This window comes from Motilibacter aurantiacus, assembly GCF_011250645.1.
GTDB lineage: Bacteria > Actinomycetota > Actinomycetes > Motilibacterales > Motilibacteraceae > Motilibacter_A > Motilibacter_A aurantiacus.
Window position 1 is genome coordinate 689796 of sequence record NZ_JAANNO010000001.1, and the last position, 18312, is coordinate 708107.

Annotated in this window: 19 protein-coding genes and 1 pseudogene; 4 read left to right on the forward strand and 16 right to left on the reverse strand. The window is 74.4% G+C overall.

Features of this window, described 5'->3' with window-relative positions; translation table 11 throughout:
- Positions 1–22 precede the first annotated feature (22 nt).
- From G9H72_RS03175 to G9H72_RS03195, 5 genes are read right to left on the reverse strand one after another with little or no spacing between them, the layout of a single operon-like run.
- Complete coding sequence (locus tag G9H72_RS03175) at positions 23–733, reverse strand: class I SAM-dependent methyltransferase (protein WP_166167189.1); 711 nt, start codon at positions 731–733, stop codon at positions 23–25.
- Entirely contained in the window at positions 730–1521 is a 792-nt protein-coding gene (locus G9H72_RS03180) for an ABC transporter ATP-binding protein (RefSeq protein WP_166167191.1), read from the reverse strand. The genes G9H72_RS03175 and G9H72_RS03180 overlap by 4 nt, the downstream gene beginning before the upstream one ends.
- Complete coding sequence (locus G9H72_RS03185) at positions 1518–2552, reverse strand: ABC transporter substrate-binding protein (protein ID WP_166167193.1); 1035 nt, start codon at positions 2550–2552, stop codon at positions 1518–1520. The genes G9H72_RS03180 and G9H72_RS03185 overlap by 4 nt, the downstream gene beginning before the upstream one ends.
- Positions 2553–2598: 46 nt before the next feature.
- Positions 2599–3705, reverse strand: coding sequence for a FecCD family ABC transporter permease (locus G9H72_RS03190; protein ID WP_166167194.1), 1107 nt, complete (start codon positions 3703–3705; stop codon positions 2599–2601).
- The gene (locus G9H72_RS03195) at positions 3702–4514 is read right to left on the reverse strand and encodes a class I SAM-dependent methyltransferase (protein ID WP_331271928.1); all 813 of its coding nucleotides are present in this window, start codon (positions 4512–4514) and stop codon (positions 3702–3704) included. The genes G9H72_RS03190 and G9H72_RS03195 overlap by 4 nt, the downstream gene beginning before the upstream one ends.
- 314 nt (positions 4515–4828) lie before the next feature.
- On the opposite strand from G9H72_RS03195, the gene G9H72_RS03200 reads away from it, so the two are divergent.
- The 4 genes from G9H72_RS03200 to G9H72_RS03215 are packed head-to-tail and all read left to right on the forward strand — an operon-like array spanning position 4829 to position 8282.
- The gene (locus tag G9H72_RS03200; RefSeq protein ID WP_407939531.1) at positions 4829–5164 is read left to right on the forward strand and encodes a metal-sensitive transcriptional regulator; all 336 of its coding nucleotides are present in this window, start codon (positions 4829–4831) and stop codon (positions 5162–5164) included.
- A gap of 51 nt (positions 5165–5215) precedes the next feature.
- Positions 5216–5440, forward strand: a complete 225-nt coding sequence (locus G9H72_RS03205) for a heavy-metal-associated domain-containing protein (protein ID WP_166167196.1) — start codon at positions 5216–5218, stop codon at positions 5438–5440.
- Positions 5437–6021: a hypothetical protein gene (locus G9H72_RS03210; protein ID WP_166167199.1), complete on the forward strand. Its 585-nt coding sequence runs from the start codon at positions 5437–5439 to the stop codon at positions 6019–6021. Before G9H72_RS03205 ends, G9H72_RS03210 begins: the two co-directional genes overlap by 4 nt.
- Before the next feature lie 50 nt (positions 6022–6071).
- Positions 6072–8282 (forward strand): heavy metal translocating P-type ATPase, encoded by a 2211-nt coding sequence (locus G9H72_RS03215; RefSeq protein WP_166167805.1) that lies wholly within the window; start codon positions 6072–6074, stop codon positions 8280–8282.
- A 110-nt stretch (positions 8283–8392) separates the two neighbouring features.
- On the opposite strand, the gene G9H72_RS03220 is transcribed toward G9H72_RS03215, so the two are convergent.
- The 11 genes and pseudogenes from G9H72_RS03220 to tilS all read right to left on the reverse strand — a co-directional run bounded on the left by G9H72_RS03220 (position 8393) and on the right by tilS (position 18307).
- Entirely contained in the window at positions 8393–9646 is a 1254-nt protein-coding gene (locus tag G9H72_RS03220) for a Dyp-type peroxidase (RefSeq protein ID WP_331271930.1), read from the reverse strand.
- 6 nt (positions 9647–9652) lie between these two features.
- Entirely contained in the window at positions 9653–10270 is a 618-nt protein-coding gene (locus G9H72_RS03225) for a copper chaperone PCu(A)C (protein ID WP_166167202.1), read from the reverse strand.
- An 11-nt stretch (positions 10271–10281) separates the two neighbouring features.
- On the reverse strand, positions 10282–10896 hold the full coding sequence (locus G9H72_RS03230) for a copper resistance CopC family protein (protein ID WP_166167205.1): 615 nt from the start codon (positions 10894–10896) through the stop codon (positions 10282–10284).
- Positions 10897–11015: 119 nt separating this feature from the next.
- On the reverse strand, positions 11016–11516 hold the full coding sequence (locus G9H72_RS03235) for a DUF3180 domain-containing protein (protein ID WP_166167208.1): 501 nt from the start codon (positions 11514–11516) through the stop codon (positions 11016–11018).
- Positions 11513–12391: a 2-amino-4-hydroxy-6-hydroxymethyldihydropteridine diphosphokinase gene (gene folK, locus G9H72_RS03240; RefSeq protein WP_166167211.1), complete on the reverse strand. Its 879-nt coding sequence runs from the start codon at positions 12389–12391 to the stop codon at positions 11513–11515. Before folK ends, G9H72_RS03235 begins: the two co-directional genes overlap by 4 nt.
- Positions 12381–12881, reverse strand: a complete 501-nt coding sequence (locus tag G9H72_RS03245) for a nuclear transport factor 2 family protein (RefSeq protein WP_166167214.1) — start codon at positions 12879–12881, stop codon at positions 12381–12383. Before G9H72_RS03245 ends, folK begins: the two co-directional genes overlap by 11 nt.
- Positions 12878–13777 (reverse strand): dihydropteroate synthase, encoded by a 900-nt coding sequence (gene folP, locus G9H72_RS03250; RefSeq protein ID WP_231126186.1) that lies wholly within the window; start codon positions 13775–13777, stop codon positions 12878–12880. The genes G9H72_RS03245 and folP overlap by 4 nt, the downstream gene beginning before the upstream one ends.
- Positions 13774–14331: pseudogene (gene folE, locus G9H72_RS03255) on the reverse strand (GTP cyclohydrolase I FolE); the annotation flags it as partial. The gene folP and the pseudogene folE, both read right to left, overlap by 4 nt.
- 162 nt (positions 14332–14493) lie before the next feature.
- Positions 14494–16500, reverse strand: a complete 2007-nt coding sequence (ftsH, locus tag G9H72_RS03260) for an ATP-dependent zinc metalloprotease FtsH (RefSeq protein ID WP_166167217.1) — start codon at positions 16498–16500, stop codon at positions 14494–14496.
- A 252-nt stretch (positions 16501–16752) separates the two neighbouring features.
- Positions 16753–17304, reverse strand: a complete 552-nt coding sequence (gene hpt / locus G9H72_RS03265) for a hypoxanthine phosphoribosyltransferase (protein ID WP_166167220.1) — start codon at positions 17302–17304, stop codon at positions 16753–16755.
- A 16-nt stretch (positions 17305–17320) separates the two neighbouring features.
- Entirely contained in the window at positions 17321–18307 is a 987-nt protein-coding gene (gene tilS, locus G9H72_RS03270) for a tRNA lysidine(34) synthetase TilS (RefSeq protein ID WP_166167222.1), read from the reverse strand.
- Positions 18308–18312 lie beyond the last annotated feature (5 nt).

The window sequence follows — 18312 nt, forward strand, 5'->3', positions numbered from 1 at the left end:
GTCCCTGCCCCCCGGTCGACGGCTACGGCCGGACGGCGCGGACGAGGTACTGCATCTGCAGCTCGTGGTGGTCCGCCACCCCGTGCGCCGAGTCCAGCGCGTAGATGGCCTCCAGCGGGGTCACGGTGACGTCCTCGAAGCCGGCCTGCTTGACGAGCAGGGCCGTGTCCTCGATGGAGCGCGAGGTGGCGAGCCGCAGCGCGGCAGCGACGGTCTCGTCGTAGAGCAGGGTGAACTCCGGGGTGCCCTCGTCCAGCCCGTCGGGGAACCACGTGGCGTCCACGACCGCGAGCACGCCGCCGGGCCGCAGGACGCGCTTCCAGTTGGCGAGCGCGGTCATCGGCTCGCGCAGGGTCCACATCACGTACCGGTTCGTGATCGCGTCGAAGCTCTCGTCCGGGTACGCCGGGGCGACGGCGTCCCCGAGCTCGATCCGGGGCGGGCTCGCCATGCGCCCGGCGTGCGCCCGCGCGACCTCGACCATGCCCTCGGCGAGGTCGGTCCCGACGACCCGGTGGCCCAGCTCGGCCAGCAGCGTCGACACGTAGCCGCTGCCGGTGCCGAGGTCGAGCACGTCCGCGGGGGCCGCCGGCAGCGCCGCGCAGAACGCCTCGGCCCAGGCCTTCCGGTCGGCCTCGTAGCGCTCGGGGCGCAGCTGATAGGCGTCGTAGGGGACGCTCCGCCCGCTCCAGTAGGCGTTGAGGTTGTCCTGGACGTGCGAAGCGCTGGTCATGCGATCTCCTGGAGTGCGGGGACGGAGAGCGTGTGCTGCGGCCGGAAGAGCAGGTGGAGCTCGCCGTCGACGTCGAGGCGGCGTACCTCCACCTCGTAGACGGGCTCGAGGACGGACGGGACGAGGACCTCGTCGGGGGTGCCGGCGGCGACGACCCGCCCCTTCTTCAGCAGGACGAGCTCGTGGCAGTAGCGGGCGGCGAGGTTGAGGTCGTGCAGCACGACGACCGCCGTGATCCCGAGCGAGCGCACCAGGTCGAGGATCTCGTGCTGGTAGCGGATGTCGAGGTGGTTGGTGGGCTCGTCGAGCAGCAGGTGCTCGGCCTGCTGGGCCAGGGCTCGGGCGAGCAGCACACGCTGCTTCTCGCCGCCGGAGAGGCCGACGAACGGCCGGTCGGCAAGGTGCGTCACCCCGACGCGGTGCAGCGCGTCGGCCACGATGGCCGTGTCCCTGCCCGAGGCCCGCTGGAAGGTCGACAGGTGCGGCGCCCGGCCCAGCATGACCATCTCCGAGACCAGGAGCGGCATGTCCCCGCCGTGCTCCTGGACGACGACGGCGAGCTTGGTCGCCGCCTCGCGCGTGGGCACCTTGCGCAGGTCGGTGCCGTCCAGCAGGACCGTGCCCTGCGACGGCTTCAACGAGGCGTAGAGGGTGCGCAGCAGCGTGGTCTTGCCGCTGCCGTTCGGCCCGATCAGGCCGAGCACCTGCCCCGGCTTCGCCGTCAGGCCGGCCCCCTCGAGGACCTCCGTGCGGCCGTACGCGAAGGAGACCCCGTCGGCGGAGATCACGAGGCGCTGCCGAAGCGGTCGACGATCGCCCGCAGCCCGTCGAGCGCCAGCGGCGACGGCGGCTCGGTGAAGTTGAACAGCTGCGTCATGACGTTGCCGTCCCGGACCGCGGCGAGGTTGCCGGCACCCGGCAGGTCGGTGACCGCCTTCTCGACGGCGGCCGGGTCGCCCTCGGAGTAGAGCAGGACCAGGACGTCGGGGTCCCGGCCGATGAGCTCCTCGAGCGTGACCTCGAAGACGCGCTCGTCGGTGTCGGCGAAGACGTTCTCGAAGCCGGCCGCCTCCAGCTGCGGGTGGGCCATGCTGCGCGTCCCGTAGGCGTACGTCGTGCCGCCGCCGACCGTCGGGTACAGCACCGCGGCCGTGCGACGCTCCCCTGCCGGGGTCTGCGAGGTCGCCTGCTCGACCTCCGCGCGGAAGGCGTCGGCCTTCTGCCGGGCGACGTCCTCGACGCCGAACACCTTGCCGTAAACCAGGAACTGCTCCTCCACGGACGCGAAGGAGGGGTCGGTGGGCGGCTCGGGGCAGAGCGCGGGCTCCTCGAGCAGCGGGATGCCGACGGCGGCGAGCGTCTCCCGGCTGAGGTTGTCGACCGACCCCATGACCAGGTCGGGCTCGAGGTCGAGGACCGCCTCCTTGGAGATCTGCAGGTGTCCGCTGCCGTCGATCTTGTCCGTGAGCAGCGGGACGTCCTCCAGCTCCGCCCACGTGGCGTCGTCGTAGTAGTCGCGGGCGAACGCGCCGGCGCGGGAGATGACCTTGCTCATGACGCCGAGCTCGTGCAGGTAGGGCACCGGCGAGCTCTTGAGCAGCACGACTCGCTCCGGCGCCTTCTCGAACGTGACCTCCTCGCCGCAGTTCTCGACCGTGAGCGGGAACGACCCGCTGCCGGCCGGGCTCCCCGCCGCCGAAGCGGGCGCGGCGGCAGGGGCGGCTGCCTCGTCGCCCGAGCCGCACGCGCTCAGCGTGAGGGCACCGGCGGCCAGGACGGCGGCCACCGCACGGTAGCGCCGGGAGCGGCTGATGCTCATCGTTCTCCTTCAGGTGTTCGCGTTCGTGCGACGTCAGGTGCAGGGCTCACACGCCCGGCGTGTGCAGCCGGCGCACGAGGATCAGGAGGAAGGGCGCGCCCACGAGGGCGGTGACGATGCCGATGGGGAGCTCCTGCGGCTGCAGCACGACGCGTGCGGCGATGTCGGCCCAGACGAGGAAGATCGCGCCCAGCAGTGCCGCGACCGGCAGGGCGCGGGCGTGCGCGGCGCCGATGATGCGGCGGGCGAAGTGCGGGACGACCAGCCCGACGAAGCCGATGCTTCCCGAGGCGGCGACGAGCACGCCGACGCACAGCGAGACCAGCAGCAGCAGCCGGGTGCGGAAGGCCGCCGGCGAGACGCCGAGCGACAGAGCGGTGTCGTCGCCGATAGCGAGCGCGTCCAGCCGCCGTCCCCACACCGTCAGCAGCCCCACGGTCAGCAGGACCACCGCCGCCACGACGGCGAGGGGGCCGTTCCAGGTCGCGAGCCCGAGCGAGCCGAGCAGCCAGAAGAGGACCGACCGCGCCCCCTCCGCAGAGTCGGACGCGAAGATCAGGAAGCTGGTGAGCGCATAGAGCGCGTAGCCGACGGCGACGCCGGCCAGCAGCAGGCGCACCGAGGTCACCCGGCCGGACGTGCGGGCCACCAGGAAGACCAGCGCGGACGCGGCGAGGGCCCCCAGGAAGGCGCTGCCCTGCAGGGCGTACTCGCCGAGGCCGGCGCCGAAGCCGAACAGGATCGCGCCGGCAGCACCGCTCGACGCCCCGGAGTTCACCCCGAGCAGGTACGGGTCGGCGAGCATGTTGCGCACCATCGCCTGCATCGCCGCGCCGCAGACCGCCAGCCCCGCGCCGACCAGCGCACCGAGCAGCACGCGGGGGAAGCGGACCTGCCAGACGATCGCGTCCTGCGACAGGGACCAGGTGCGCTCGCCGGGCAGCCCGAGCAGGTGGTGGCCGACGATCGAGGCCACCGTGCCCGGGCCGATGGCCACCGCCCCCGCGCCGACCCCGACGACCAGCGTGAGGACGAGCAGCGCGGTCAGGCCGGCCAGCCAGGCGACGAACCGGCGGCGCAGCCGGCGCAGCCCCAGGACGTCGCCGCCCGCGGCCACGCTCGCCGCCGCGGACGGCTCGGCGGCGAGGCTCACGAGGACTTGACCGCCACCAGCACCCGGTCCGAGTACCACTGCCACACCGTGTCGACCTCGGCGAAGCCGGCGTCGAGCAGGGCCGCGCGGTGCAGGGCGTACGACGTCGAGCCCTCGGGGCGGGCGACGTAGCGGCTCCGGGCGGCCTCGCGGCGCGCCTCGCGCTCCCGCGCTGCGGCCGCGAGCTCGGGACGGGCGAGCGCCTGCTCCCACCAGCCGTCCCAGTCCCCCGCGCCGCCCTCCACGAACGACTCGGCGTAGTCCGCCGCGTAGGCCTCGTCGGAGACCCGGGTGAGCGTCCCGGCGGCGGGGGCGTACGGCATCCCGTCGCCGTTGAGCAGGACGCCACCGGGCCGCAGCAGTCCGTGAGCGGCGGCATAGACCGCGTGCAGCGAGCCGGGGTCAAGCCAGTGCAGGGCCGTGGTGGAGACGACCGCGTCGAACCCGATGACGGGCAGCGAGCCGGCCCACCCCGGCTCGCGCAGGTCAGCGTCGACGAAGCGCAGCCGCTCCCCCCACACCGGGCCGTACGCTTCGGCGCCGATCGCGAGCAGCACCGGGTCGGCGTCCACCGCGACGCAGGCGGCCCCGGGCAGCGCCCGCAGCAGCCGGTCGGAGGTGGAGCCCGGACCGGCGCCGAGGTCGAGGACACGGGCCTGTGGCCCCGCGAGCCGCGCGACGACGTCGGCCATCACGGAGAAGCGCTCCTCGCGCCGGGGCAGGAAGCCCTGCTGCTGCTCGTCCCAGCTGCGCAGCAGCTCTGCGCTCCAGTCGGCCGCTGTGCCCTGCACGGCCGTCGCCCCGCTCACGTCGTCTCCCTCGCCTCGCCTGCAGTCCGAAGCCCGGGGCGCCAAGAGCTCTCCGGGCGACAGGCCGCCCCGGGTCCGGCACCCACCATGCCCTTACGTGCCCTCTTGATGCAACTGCGAGCTACTTGCAACAAGGTGAACAGCGAGCGAAACCCGCGGCCGCGCCGGCCACATGCGACGGAGTCGGGCAAGAGCTGCTTCGGAGGGGCGAGCGGGGCAGCCGGGGCATCGCCGACGGAGGCGTGCCCACCGGCTGCGCCCGGCTCGGGCGAGCGGCAGTTGATACCCCTGGGGGGTAGGGGTACAGTGGCGGTATGAGGCCCAGCCGACGGGACGAGGAGCACGAGATGACGACAGCGGCCCACGCCACGCCCGGCTACTCCGAGGACAAGGAAGCGCACCTCAAGCGACTGCGCCGCATCGAGGGGCAGGTCCGCGGGCTGCAGCGCCAGGTGGAGAACGACACCTACTGCATCGACGTCCTGACGCAGGTCTCGGCTGCGACCCGCGCGCTGGAGTCGTTCGCGCTGTCCCTGCTCGAGGAGCACCTGCACCACTGCGTCGCCGCGGCGCTGCAGAACGGGGGCGACGAGGCGGACGCGAAGGTCAAGGAGGCGTCCGCCGCCATCGCCCGCCTCGTCAAGTCCTGACCCGGCGACACGCACGTCCCGCCACCCGAGCACCGACCAGAGGAGCAGCACATGACCACCACCACCTACACCGTCACCGGGATGACCTGCGGCCACTGCGTGGGCGCGGTGACCGAGGAGATCAGCCGGCTGCGGGGGGTCACCGACGTCGCCGTCGACCTCAACCCCGGGGGCGCCTCGGTCGTCACCGTCACCTCGTCCGCCCCCCTGGACGAGCCGGCGGTCCGCGAGGCGGTCGACGAGGCCGGCTACGAGCTCACGGGAGCTGCACAGTGACCCCGCCCCGCCGGGAGCTGCCGCTGGGCGCTCGCCTCGGCGGCTTCGCGGCGGTGCTCGCGCTCGCCTTCGCCGGCGCGTACGGCGCCGGCACGGTGCTCGAGGACGGCGAGGCGGCAGCCGGGGCCACGCCGTCGTCCGACCCCAGCCCCGCGCACGGCCACGGCGGCGCACCCGGCACCGGCAGCACCTCCGGCGGGTACGCCCTGTCCCTGCCCAAGGGGTCGGTGCCGGCCGGGGCCACGGTCCCCCTCCAGTTCTCCGTCATCGGGCCCGACGGCACACCGGTGTCCGCCTTCGAGCTGCACGACGGCGCGGCGCTGCGCGTGCTCGTGCTCACCGACGACCTCGCCGACCCGCAGCGCCTCGAGCCGGTCCAGGGCGCCGGCGGCGGCTGGACCGCGCTGGTCGAGCTCGCGGACGCCGGGACGTACCGGCTCGTCGCCGACTTCGTCCCGGCCGAGGGGCCGTCGGCCGGGGCCCGCCAGACCGTGGGGGCCGACCTCGAGGCGCTCGCAGGCCCGGCGCCCGCCGCCCTGGGCCGGGCATCGACGACCGAGCGACCCCAGGAGACACCGTGACCGACACCCAGGTCGCCCGCGAGCAGAGCGTCGAGCTGCTCATCGGCGGCATGACCTGCGCCTCGTGCGCGAGCCGGATCGAGAAGAAGCTCAACCGGATGGACGGCGTCACCGCCTCGGTCAACTACGCCACGGAGAAGGCCAAGGTCACGTACGCCGAGGGGGTGCGCCCCGAGGACCTCGTCGCCACCGTGGAGAAGACCGGCTACACGGCCGAGCTGCCACCGCCACCGAGGAGCTCCGAGGCCGCAGCGGCCGCAGCGGCCGCCGCCGCCGCCGAGCCGGAGGCCGTTGACCTGCTCCGGCGCCGACTGGTGGCCACGGCGGCGCTCAGCCTCCCGGTCCTGCTGCTGTCGATGGTGCCCGCGCTGCAGTTCGACAACTGGCAGTGGGCCGCCCTGACCCTCGCGGCACCGGTCGCGGCCTGGGGGGCGTGGCCCTTCCACCGCGCGGCCTGGGTCAACCTCCGCCACGGCGCCGCCACCATGGACACCCTGATCTCCGTCGGCGTGCTGGCCGCTCTCGGCTGGTCGCTCTACGCCCTCTTCCTCGGCGACGCCGGTGCTCCCGGGATGCGGATGCCGTTCGACCTGTGGCCGGGCGGCGAGCACCGCGGGGACGAGATCTACCTCGAGGTCGCCTCGGTCGTCACCGTCTTCATCCTCGCCGGCCGCTACTTCGAAGCTCGCGCGAAGCGTCGTTCCGGGGACGCGCTTCGCGCTCTGCTCGAGCTCGGGGCCAAGGACGTCGCGGTGCTGCGCGACGGGGTGGAGCTGCGGGCCCCGATCGACCAGCTGTCGACGGGCGACGAGTTCATCGTGCGCCCCGGCGAGAAGCTCGCGACCGACGGGGTCGTGGTGGAGGGCACGTCGGCCGTCGACGCCTCGATGCTGACCGGCGAGCCGGTACCGGTCGAGGTCGGCCCCGGCGACGCGGTCGTCGGCGGCACCGTGAACGCGGGCGGCCGGCTCCTCGTACGCGCCACCCGGGTCGGCGCCGACACGCAGCTGGCGCGGATGGCCCGCCTGGTCGAGGAGGCGCAGAACGGCAAGGCCCAGGCCCAGCGGCTCGCGGACCGGGTGTCGGGCGTGTTCGTCCCGGTCGTCATCACCCTCGCGCTGGCCACGCTGGGGTTCTGGCTCGGCAGGGGCGAGGGGGCCGAGGCCGCCTTCACGGCGGCCGTCGCGGTGCTCATCATCGCCTGCCCGTGCGCCCTCGGGCTGGCCACGCCGACCGCGCTCCTGGTCGGCACCGGGCGCGGGGCCCAGCTCGGGATCCTCATCAAGGGCCCGGAGATGCTCGAGTCCACGCGCCGGGTCGACACCGTCGTGCTCGACAAGACCGGGACGGTCACCGAGGGCCGGATGGCCCTCGTCGAGGTCCTTCCGGTCGCCGGTCAGGATGCGGGCGAACTGCTCGCGGTGGCGGGCGCGCTCGAGGACTCCTCGGAGCACCCCGTCGGCCGGGCGATCGCGGGCGCCGCCAGAGAGCGAGCCGACGCGTTGTCCGCCGTGACCGGGTTCGCGAGCAGCGAGGGCCTGGGCGTGGCCGGCCTCGTGGAGGGGCGCTCGGTCGTGGTGGGCCGTCGGTCCTGGCTGGCGGAGGAGTGGTCCCAGCACGCGCCCGAGGGCCTCGCCCGGGCGGCCGACGCCGCCGCCGCGGAGGGGCGTACGACGGTCTGGGTCGGCTGGGACGGCGCCGTGCGCGGCGCGCTGGTCGTCGCGGACACCGTCAAGCCGACGTCCGCCGAGGCGGTCCGGCGCCTGCGGGAGCTCGGGCTGCGGCCGGTGCTGCTGACCGGGGACAACGAGCCGGCCGCGCGTGCGGTGGCCGCGCAGGTCGGGATCGCCGCGGACGACGTCGTCGCGCAGGTGCTCCCGGCCGGCAAGGTCGATGTCGTACGCCGGCTGCAGGGCGAGGGCAAGGTCGTCGCCATGGTCGGTGACGGGGTCAACGACGCCGCCGCCCTCGCCGCCGCCGACCTCGGCCTGGCGATGGGCACCGGCACCGATGTCGCGATCGAGGCCTCCGACGTCACCCTCGTCCGCGGCGACCTCACGGCCGCCGCCGACGCGATCCGGCTGGCGCGCCGGACGCTCGGCACCATCAAGGGCAACCTCTTCTGGGCGTTCGGCTACAACGTCGCCGCGCTCCCGCTCGCTGCGGCCGGCCTGCTCAACCCGTTGCTGGCCGGCGCCGCCATGGCGCTCAGCTCGGTGTTCGTGGTGTCGAACAGCCTGCGGCTGCGCAGGTTCCGCTGACCGGGCCGGCAGCCGGCCGGCGGTGCTGACCTCCGCCGCGCCAGGGGCACTTCCGCGGTGGCAGGACACCGCGGAAGTGCCCCTGGCATCGCGAAGGTCGCGCCCCGCGCTCAGAACATCGTCTCGCCGATGAAGCCCCCGTCCGCGCACCCCGGCGGGATGGCGAAGACGGCGGACCCGATGGGGATCGTCCACTCGTTGAGCAGGTCCAGCTCGGCCAGGCGCCGCTGCATGGGCACGAACTGGTGGTCCGGGTCGCGCTGGAACGAGGTGAAGATCAGCCCGTGCTGCGACACCGAGCCCGGCTCGACCAGTGCGTCGCCGGGCATGAGGTCGTAGTTGTAGCCGCGGCGGAAGATGCGCTGGCTGGTGTCGTCCATGCGGGCTCGGCGGATGTGGGCGTACTCCGCGATGCGGGGGAAGCCGATCGTGGTCTTCGCCTCGAAGTCGGGCTCGTCGTGCTCGGTACCCCCCGTGAGCGGCGCACCGGTACGCAGGGTGCGCCCCACCGCCTCCTCCCGGCCGCTCCGGTCGAGCCGGTCCCACTTGTCCATCTCGAGCGCGATGCGGCGGACCACCAGGCTGGTGCCGCCGGCCATCCACTCCGGCTCGCCGCGGTTCCACACGAGGTCGGCGAAGTCGGCCGTGCCCGGGACCGGGTTGGTCGTGCCGTCGACCTGCCCGAGCAGGTTGCGCATCGTGGTGCCCGGCATCTGCGAGGCGTGCGCCCGCCGGAAGCCGGTCTGCACCCACGTGACCTTCGCGAAGCTGCGCGCGTCCTTGAGCAGCATGCGCTGGGTGTGGCTCAGCGTGACCGGGTCGTCGGTCGCGATCTGCAGCAGCAGGTCGCCGCCGTTCCACCGCTCCTCCAACCGGTCGACGCCGAAGGGCGGCAGCGGCCGCAGCCAGGCCGGGGCGCCGCCCCTGGGACGGGCGCGCTCGACCAGGCGCGGCCCGAAGCCGAAGGTCACCGTCAGGCCGGCCGGGACCACGGCGAGCTCTGGCTCGGAGTCGGCGAGCGGGGAGAACCCCTGGGTCGCGCGGTGGGCGTCGTCGGTGAGGATGCGCAGCAGCCGCTGCAGGCCGTCCCGATCGACGTCGTCGTCGAGGGTGAGCGAGACCAGCGACTGGTGCGCCTGCGGTTTCATCTCCACGCCGGCCTGGTGCTCGCCGTGGAACGGCACCACGCGCCGTCCGTTCGCCGCGGGGTCCGCCGGGGCCGGAGGCTCCCCGATCGCGGCCCGGGCGTAGCTGCCGCCCACGGACACCGCCGCGCCGACGCCCGCGGCGGCGCCGCCGAGGAGGACCTGTCGTCGGCTCAGCCCGCTCCGCGGCTGCTCTTCCCCGCCGTCAGCTCGTGCCACGGGCGGTCAGGACTCCGCGTCCATGTCCATCGGGGCGCCCGACGTCGCCGCAGTGGGCGCCGGTGTGGAGGGCCCGCCCCCCATCTCCATCTCGCCGCCGGGCACGTAGCGCTCGTTGGCGCCCTGGTAGTCCTTGACCGGCACGGTGAAGGTGTAGTCGCTGCCGTTGGACAGCGTCAGGGTGAACTCGACCTCGTCCCCGGCCTGCAGGGCGCCGTTGAGGCTCATCAGCATGAGGTGGCTCGCCCCCGGCTGCAGGGCGTAGGTCGAGTGCGCCGGGATGACGAACCCGCCGGCCTTCTCCTGCATCATCATCTGGCCGTCGGCGCCCTCGACGGTCTCGTGCAGCTCGATCTCCGGGGACACGTCAGAAGTCGCGGCGGTCACGGTGACCTGCTCGTCGCTGTCGTTGCGGAGCACACCGAACCCGGCCGACATCCCGCTCTCGGCCGCCTTGACCCAGCCGTCCGACATCACCAGCGGGCTCGTCGCCGCGGCGTCCACGGCCCCCGTCGCGGCTGCGGCCACTCCGCCGCTCGTGCCGGAGTCCGAGGACCCGCAGCCGGTCGCGAGGACGAGCGGGAGGGCGAGCAGCAGGGCGGTCGTGCGGCGACGCACGTTCATGAACGGGCTCCTCAGGAGGCTGACGACGAGGCCCGGCCGTCGGCCGGGCGGCGGGAACGGGAGCGGGCGGCCGCGCCGAGGGCGGCGGCGACCAGCAGTCCGGCGAGCGCGCCGAGCAGGCCGTTGCGCAGCAGCCAGGAGCTCGCCGGGCCGGAGCCCGCCGCGACGGGCGCCGCGTCGACGAAGGCGACGGCGTCGTCCGCGGACTCCTCGACCGGCTCGTCACCTGACGCGACGACGGCCACCCTGGCCCCGCCCACGACCTCGCCGACGGCGAAGTCGAACGACTCGCTCAACGGTGAGCCGTCCTCGGACACGACCCGCCACCGGGCCTGGTACCACCCGTCGCCCATGCCGGGGTCGAGCCGCTGGGTGACGACCGAGCCGCGCACCACCGGCTCCCCGGCCGCCCAGTCACGGCCCGCGGGGTCCACGACCATCACCGTGGCCCCGACCTGCAGGGGCGTGCCGCCGAACCGGAGCGTGACGGCGTCCGGCGCGGCGACGAGGCGGGCGTCGCGCTCGGGGCTCTGCGCGACGACCTTGTCGTGCGCCGCGGCCGGCCCCGCGAGAGCCGGCAGGGCCGCGAGGACGAGGACGACGAGCAGCAGGCGCCTGACGTGCACGTCCCACCTCCGCTCGACTCCCGCGTGCATGTGCACTGCCCCGGTAGTCGGCCGGCGCGGCCCGGAAGTTCCCGGGTGTGACGCGCACGACCCGGTGGCCGGTCAGCGGCCGGCGCGGCTCACTGCGCGCCCGACGCCGCCCGGTCGTGCTCCTCGGGCAGCCGCAGCACCCGCTCGAGCAGCAGGCCGGCGACGACGACCAGGCCGGAGGCGACGGCGGCGAAGGCGGCGTCCCAGAGCCTGCGCCCGAACATGTCCGCATCCGGCACGAGGAACACCGCGTAGCCCGCGTAGCCACCGGTCAGCACGGCCCCGACGTGCGACGAGGCCTTCGCCAGGCCCACCAGCCGGGCGGCGGCGAGCGGGTCGACGGGGCGGGCGTGCGGCGCCCCGGCGAGGCGCCGGCGCCAGGCCAGCGCCGACACCCCGAGCCCGAGCGCCACCAGCAGCAGGCCGACGGGGAGCGTCCACGGCACCTCGAGCCACTGCTTCGCCAGCAGGTCGGTGCCGCGCGCGTCGAGCACCTGGAGCAGGGTCCAGGCCGCTGCGGCGCACACCAGCACGGCGGCCACGATCCACGCGATCGACGTCGGGCGGATGCTCGGGCGGGGGTCGCTCACGGCAGCACCAGCGCCAGGTCGTCGCGGCGGCGTACGCCCGCCCGCTCCTCGTCGGCGAGTGCGTGCAGCAGCGCGGACACCGGCCCGTGCCCGGGCAGCTGTGCGGAGGGGTCCGCGGCCGCCCACGGCGCGAGCACGAACGCGCGCTCGGCCGCCCGCGGGTGCGGCAGCGTCAGCTCGGGGCGGTCGGACACGACACCCTCGACGGAGACGATGTCGACGTCGAGAGTGCGCGCCCCCCACCGCTCGGAACGCTCCCGGCCGAACGCCGCCTCCACGCGCTGCGCCTGGGCGAGCAGCGCGTCGGGGGCGAGCGAGGTGTCGGCGAGCACGACGGCGTTGAGGTAGTCCGGCTGCGGCCCGGTGCCCGGGAGCACCAGCGCCACGGTCTCGTAGACGGGGCTGACCGCCCGGAGCACCGTCCCGGGCAGCGCGGCCAGGGCGTACGCCGCCCCCTGCAGCGCGGCCCGCCGGTCCCCGAGGTTCGCTCCGAGCGCCACGACGGCGCGGCGGACGCGGGACCGCTCGACGCGCACGACCACGTCGTCGAAGGGCAGCGGGATCGGCGCGGCCGGCTTGTGCACGGCGACCTGCACCCGCTCGACCAGCGGCCGGGCCAGGCACTCGGCGGCGATCCGCTCGGCGACGGTCTCGATGAGAGCCGCGGGCTCGCCCGCGACGACGGCGGCGGCGTCCTGCGCGACCTCGCCGTAGTTCACGGTCCGGGTGAGGTCGTCGCCGGCGGCAGCGGCGTGCAGGTCGAGGTGGAGCGTGACGTCCACGACGAACTCCTGGCCCAGCGTGCGCTCGGCGTCGAACACGCCGTGCCGGCCGAAGGCCCGCAGCCCGCGCAGCTCGATCCGGTCAGCCGGCATCGGGCCTGCCCCGGCCGCCCGTCGGGTCGTCCTCGTCGTCCAGGGTCGTCTCGTCGTCCGGCGCGTCGTCGTCCTCCTCGGTGGCGAGGATCGGGGACGAGTGGTGGACCTGGATGCGCCAGCCGCCGGCCGTGCGGCGCAGCACCTTGGTCGACACGGCCTGCGCGCCGACGAAGCCGTCGCCCTCGTCGTCGCCGGTCAGCATGCTCTCCGCGCAGGTGACCACCGCGGTGTCACCGTGCACGCGGACCTCGAGGTCGGTGAGGAAGAACTGGACGTACGGGGTTCCCGCCATCACCACCGCCCAGGAGCGCAGCACGGCGCTGCGGCCGCGGACCGCAGGCCAGCCGGGATGGATGCAGACCGTCTCGTCCCCGGCGCTGCCGTCCAGCCACAGCGCGCCCATCAGGTCGAGGTCGCCGTGCTCCACGGCGGTGTAGAGCGAGCGGACCGTGCGCTCGACCGCGCGCACGTCGGCTTCGGCGCTCACGCGCGCCCCTTCCCGGCCGCCTGCACCGCGCGGGCCACGGCGACGGCCGCCCGGTTGGCGCGGGCCTCGTGGACGCGTACGCACCAGGCCCCCGCCGCCGCGGCGAGGGCCGTCACGGCGACCGTGGCGTCCGACCGCTCGGCGACCGGAGCCGGTGCCTGGTCGTCGCCGCTGAGCAGCGTGCCGAGGAACCGTTTGCGCGACGCCCCCACGAGCACCGGGAGGCCGAGCGCCGCGAGGGCGGGCAGCCCGGCCAGCAGCCGCCAGTTGTGCTCCGCGTTCTTGGCGAAGCCGAGGCCGGGGTCGACCACGAGCTGCTCGGGGAGCAGGCCGAGGTCGAGGGCGGCGTCGACGCGCGCCCGCAGCTCCGCGACGACCTCGCCGACGACGTCGTCGTAGACCGCCCGCGACTGCATCGACGTGCTGTGCCCGCGCCAGTGCATGACGACGTACGGGGCCCGGGCGTCGCGCGCCACCTTGGCCAGCTCGGGGTCGGCCAGCCCACCGGACACGTCGTTGACCAGGCAGGCGCCGGCGTCCAGTGCGGCGGCCGCCGTCGAGGCTCGCATCGTGTCCACGCTGACCGGCACGCCCTGGGCGGTGAGCGCGCGCACGACCGGCAGCACGCGGCGATGCTCCTCGTCCTCGGGGACCCGCTGCGCGCCCGGGCGGGTCGACTCCCCGCCGACGTCGACCAGGTCGGCGCCGTCGGCGACCAGCTCGAGGCCGTGGGCGACCGCCGCCCCGGCGTCCATCCAGCGGCCGCCGTCACTGAAGGAGTCGGGGGTCACGTTGAGGACGCCCATGACCAGGCACCGGTCGACGTGCAGCGACTCCGGCAGCCCGGCCGGCCGGGCGCGCAGCGCAGCGTGCGGGCGCGAGGGGGCCACGGTCATCTGCCGAGGATGAGGCTCATCGCCTCGGCCCGCGTCGCGGGGTCCCGCAGCTGCCCCCGGACCGCGCTCGTCACGGTCTTCGACCCAGGCTTGCGCACCCCGCGGGTGGTCATGCAGGTGTGCTCGGCCTCCATGACCACGATCACGCCCCGCGGCTCCAGCACGCGCAGCAGGGCGTCCGCGACCTGGGTCGTGAGCCGCTCCTGCACCTGCAGCCGCCGCGCGTAGACCTCGACGAGCCGGGCGAGCTTCGACAGCCCGGTGATGCGGCCGTTCTCGGCCGGGATGTAGCCGACGTGGGCCGTCCCCCAGAACGGGAGCATGTGGTGCTCGCACGCGCTGGTGAACGCGATGTCCTTGACCAGCACCATCTCGTCGTGGCCCAGGTCGAAGGTCGTGGTGAGGACGTCCTCGGGCTGCTGCCAGAGCCCCGCGAAGAGCTCGCGGTACGCCCGGGCGACCCGGGCGGGCGTCTCGCGGATGCCGTCGCGGTCCGGGTCCTCACCGAGGGCCAGCAGGATCTCGCGGACCGCGCGGCGCACGCGCTCCTCGTCGTACGCCGGGCGGTCCGCGGTGCCGGTCCACGACCGGTCGTCCGAGACGAGGCTCCCGAGGACCGAGCCGTCGAGGTCACGGTCACTGCCGTTCGCGCCGAGTGCGGCGGCAGCCCGCGCCGGGTCGGCGCGGGCTGCGTAGTCGTCGCTGGTCAGGGCAGATCAGCCTTCCGACGGCAGTGGCGAGTCCGGGACGTCCGTCGGCCCGGTGATCCCCATGGACTTCTCGAGCCCGTTGGAGGAGCCGTTGGCCAGCTCCTTGCGCGTCAGGACGGGGCCGGCGCCGGGGCGGAACTTCGGCGAGCCGGTCCAGGCCGGCCGAGCCGGACGACGGCGGACGTTCGCGAAGATCTCCGCGATCTGCTCCTTGTTGAGCGTCTCCTTCTCCATGAGCTCGAGAACGAGGTTGTCGAGGATGTCGCGGTTGTCGACCAGGATCGTCCAGGCCTCCTCGTGCGCCGCCTCGATGAGGCCGCGCACCTCGGTGTCGACGACCGAGGCGACCTCCTCGGAGTAGTCGCGCTGGTGGCCCATGTCGCGGCCGAGGAACGGCTCGCCGCTGGTCTGGCCGAGCTTGATCGCCCCGATGCGCTGGGTCATGCCGTACTGCGTGACCATCGCCCGGGCGACGCCGGTCGCCTTCTCGATGTCGTTCGACGCGCCCGTGGTCGGGTCGGCGAAGACGAGCTCCTCGGCGGCGCGCCCGCCCAGCATGTAGGCCAGCTGGTCGAGCATCTCGTTGCGCGTCGTGGAGTACTTGTCGTCGTCCGGCAGCACCATCGTGTAGCCGAGGGCGCGGCCGCGCGGCAGGATCGTGACCTTGTGCACCGGGTCGGTGTTGTTCAGCGCCGCGGCGACCAGGGCGTGACCGCCCTCGTGGTACGCGGTGAGCTTCTTCTCCTTGTCGCCCATGAGCCGCGTCTTCTTCTGCGGCCCGGCCACGACGCGGTCGATCGCCTCGTCCATCGACGGGGGGTCGATGAGCTTGCGGTCGGCGCGGGCGGTGAGCAGAGCCGCCTCGTTGAGCACGTTGGCCAGGTCGGCGCCGGTGAAGCCGGGCGTGCGCCGGGCCACCGCCATGAGGTCGACGGAGGGGTCGATCGGCTTGCCCTTGGCGTGCACCTGCAGGATCTTGAACCGGCCCTGCAGGTCCGGGCTCTCGACCGCGATCTGCCGGTCGAAGCGGCCCGGGCGCAGCAGCGCCGGGTCGAGGATGTCCGGCCGGTTGGTGGCGGCGATGAGGATCACGCCGCCCTTGACGTCGAAGCCGTCCATCTCGACGAGCAGCTGGTTGAGCGTCTGCTCGCGCTCGTCGTGGCCGCCGCCGAGGCCCGCGCCGCGGTGCCGGCCGACGGCGTCGATCTCGTCGATGAAGACGATGGCCGGCGCGTTGGCCTTGGCCTGCTCGAACAGGTCGCGGACCCGGGAGGCGCCGACACCGACGAACATCTCGACGAAGTCCGAGCCGGAGATCGAGTAGAACGGCACGCCGGCCTCGCCGGCCACCGCGCGGGCGAGCAGCGTCTTGCCGGTGCCGGGCGGGCCGTACAGCAGGACGCCCTTGGGGATCTTCGCCCCGATCGCCTGGAACTTGGCCGGGCTCTCGAGGAACTCCTTGATCTCGTGGAGCTCCTCGACGGCCTCGTCGGCGCCGGCGACGTCGGCGAAGGTCGTCTTCGGCGTGTCCTTGCTGACCACCTTGGCCTTGGACTTGCCGAAGTTCATGACCCGCGAGCCGCCGCCCTGCATCGAGTTCATGAAGAACAGGAACACGATGAAGATCAGCAGGATCGGGACGACGGTCAACAACAGGCTGACGAACCAGTTCTGCCGTGCGACGTCCTCGTCGAAGCCCTGCGGGGGGACGTTGGCGAGCAGCTTGTTGACGATCTGCTGCTGCGTGCCGTCGACGAAGGTGGCGTAGACCTTCTCCGCGTCCGGCGCGCTGTCGATGCGGAAGCCGTCCTTGAGCGTCAGCTCGATGCGCTGGCTGCCGTCGACGACCTTGGCCGACTCGACCTGGCCGGCGTCGATCGCCGCGATGGCGTCCGACGTGTCGACCGCCTTCGCGCCGCTCGAGGAGCGCACCGTCGTGGTGATCAGGACGGCCGCGAGGATGGCAAGGAGCACCCAGAACACGGGGCCGCGGAAGAAGCGTTTGAGGTCCATCGAACCGGGGCGGGTCGCCCCGTCCCTCCTCGAGTAGCAAACGGTCTGCCAGGAACGGTACACCGGGGTACGAGCAGTCGCAGAAAGCTCGCGCTCCACCACACTCCGGAGCACTCTGCCGGTGTCCCACTCGTGCAGCTATCCGGGGCCAACGCCTTCCCGCACGCGGCCGTTCCCACCACCCGCGGCGCTACGCCGTGGGCGTACCGCCCTCCCGCTCCGCTGCCGGTCGCGCAACGGGGTGGGAGACGGTCAGGAGTAGACCGCGGGCGCGAGCAGCCCGACGAACGGCAGGTTGCGGTAGCGCTCGGCGTAGTCCAGCCCGTAGCCCACGACGAACTCGTCCGGGATGTCGAAGCCGACGTACTTCACCGCCACGTCGACCTTGAGCGCGTCCGGCTTGCGCAGCAGCGTCGCGACCTCGATCGAGGCCGGGCCGCGCGACTCCAGGTTCGCGACGAGCCAGGACAGCGTGAGGCCGGAGTCGATGATGTCCTCGACGATGAGCACGTCCCTGCCGGAGATGTCCCGGTCGAGGTCCTTGAGGATCCGCACGACGCCCGAGCTCTTGGTGCCCGAGCCGTAGGACGAGACCGCCATCCAGTCCATCTGGATCGGCGAGCTCAGCTTGCGCGACAGGTCCGCCATCACCATGACCGCGCCCTTGAGCACGCCCACCAGCAGCAGGTCGCGCCCGTGGTAGTCGGCGTCGATCTCGGCCGCCATCTCCTGCAGGCGGGTCTGGATCTCCTCCTCCGTGACGAGCACCCGCTCGAGGTCGCTCCCCATGTCGGCCGCGTTCACGCCGTGCGCCTCCGGTTCAGCTGTTGCCTTGCCCCGCCTCGAGGTCGAGCCTCCCACACCGCCTCCGGGCCTCCACATGCCCGGGCAGCTGGACCGGCCCCTGGCCGTGCCAGGCGACGACCAGCGCCTCCAGCGCGTCGACGTGCACCGCGAACAGCGCCGTGGCCGGGCAGCCCGCGGCCAGCGCCGCGGCGCGCAGGCAGCGGCGGCGCACGGCGGCCGGCAGCGCCTCGAGGGCGACGACGTCGAGCGACCCGTCGGCCGCGGTGAGCGCCGGCAGCTCGCGCTCGGCCCAGCCGTCGAGCGCGTCGGCGTCGTCGCGCAGCAGCCGCGCGGTCCGGGCCAGAGCGGCGGCGACCCCCGGGCCGAGCGACTCCTCCAGGGCGGGCAGTGCGTCCTGCCGCACGCGCACGCGGGCGTACGCCGGGTCGGCGTTGTGCGGGTCCTCCCACGGGTGCAGCCCCAGCGCGGCGCAGGCGGCCCGGGCCGTCGCGCGCGGCAGCCCGAGCAGCGGCCGGCGCCAGAGCCCGCTGGCCGCGGCCATCCCCGCGAGCGAGCGGGCGCCCGACCCGCGGGCGAGCCCCAGCAGCACGGTCTCGGCCTGGTCGTCGAGGGTGTGCCCGAGCAGGACCGCCGCGGCGCCGTGCCGCCCGGCCGCGGCGGACAGCGCGGCGTACCTCGCCTCTCGGGCCGCCGCCTCCGGCCCCCCGGCCCTTCCGACGGTCACGGCGACGACCTCCACCGGGGCCAGCCCCAGCGCCCGCAGCGCGTCCCCCAGCCCGGCCGACCGCACGGCCGACCCCTCCTGCAGGCCGTGGTCGACCACGACCGCGCCGGCGGCCCGGCCCGCGCGCGGGGCGACGAAGGCCGTGCAGGCGGCGAGCGCGAGGGAGTCGGCGCCGCCGCTGCACGCGACGAGGACAGGCCCCGGGGGCGCCCCGGCGAGAGCGTCGCGGACGGCCACGCGCACCGCCGCGACCGCGGGGTCGAGCCGCCCGCCCACGCCCC

Excerpts from the sequence above, each read along its gene's own strand:
- G9H72_RS03175 (WP_166167189.1), bottom strand. The coding sequence starts at position 733 with ATGACCAGCGCTTCGCACGTCCAGGACAACCTCAACGCCTACTGGAGC.
- G9H72_RS03185 (WP_166167193.1), bottom strand. The coding sequence starts at position 2,552 with ATGAGCATCAGCCGCTCCCGGCGCTACCGTGCGGTGGCCGCCGTCCTG.
- G9H72_RS03200 (WP_407939531.1), top strand. The coding sequence starts at position 4,829 with ATGAGGCCCAGCCGACGGGACGAGGAGCACGAGATGACGACAGCGGCC.
- G9H72_RS03205 (WP_166167196.1), top strand. The coding sequence starts at position 5,216 with ATGACCACCACCACCTACACCGTCACCGGGATGACCTGCGGCCACTGC.
- G9H72_RS03215 (WP_166167805.1), top strand. The coding sequence starts at position 6,072 with ATGACCTGCGCCTCGTGCGCGAGCCGGATCGAGAAGAAGCTCAACCGG.
- G9H72_RS03225 (WP_166167202.1), bottom strand. The coding sequence starts at position 10,270 with ATGAACGTGCGTCGCCGCACGACCGCCCTGCTGCTCGCCCTCCCGCTC.
- folK (WP_166167211.1), bottom strand. The coding sequence starts at position 12,391 with ATGCCGGCTGACCGGATCGAGCTGCGCGGGCTGCGGGCCTTCGGCCGG.
- folP (WP_231126186.1), bottom strand. The coding sequence starts at position 13,777 with ATGACCGTGGCCCCCTCGCGCCCGCACGCTGCGCTGCGCGCCCGGCCG.
- ftsH (WP_166167217.1), bottom strand. The coding sequence starts at position 16,500 with ATGGACCTCAAACGCTTCTTCCGCGGCCCCGTGTTCTGGGTGCTCCTT.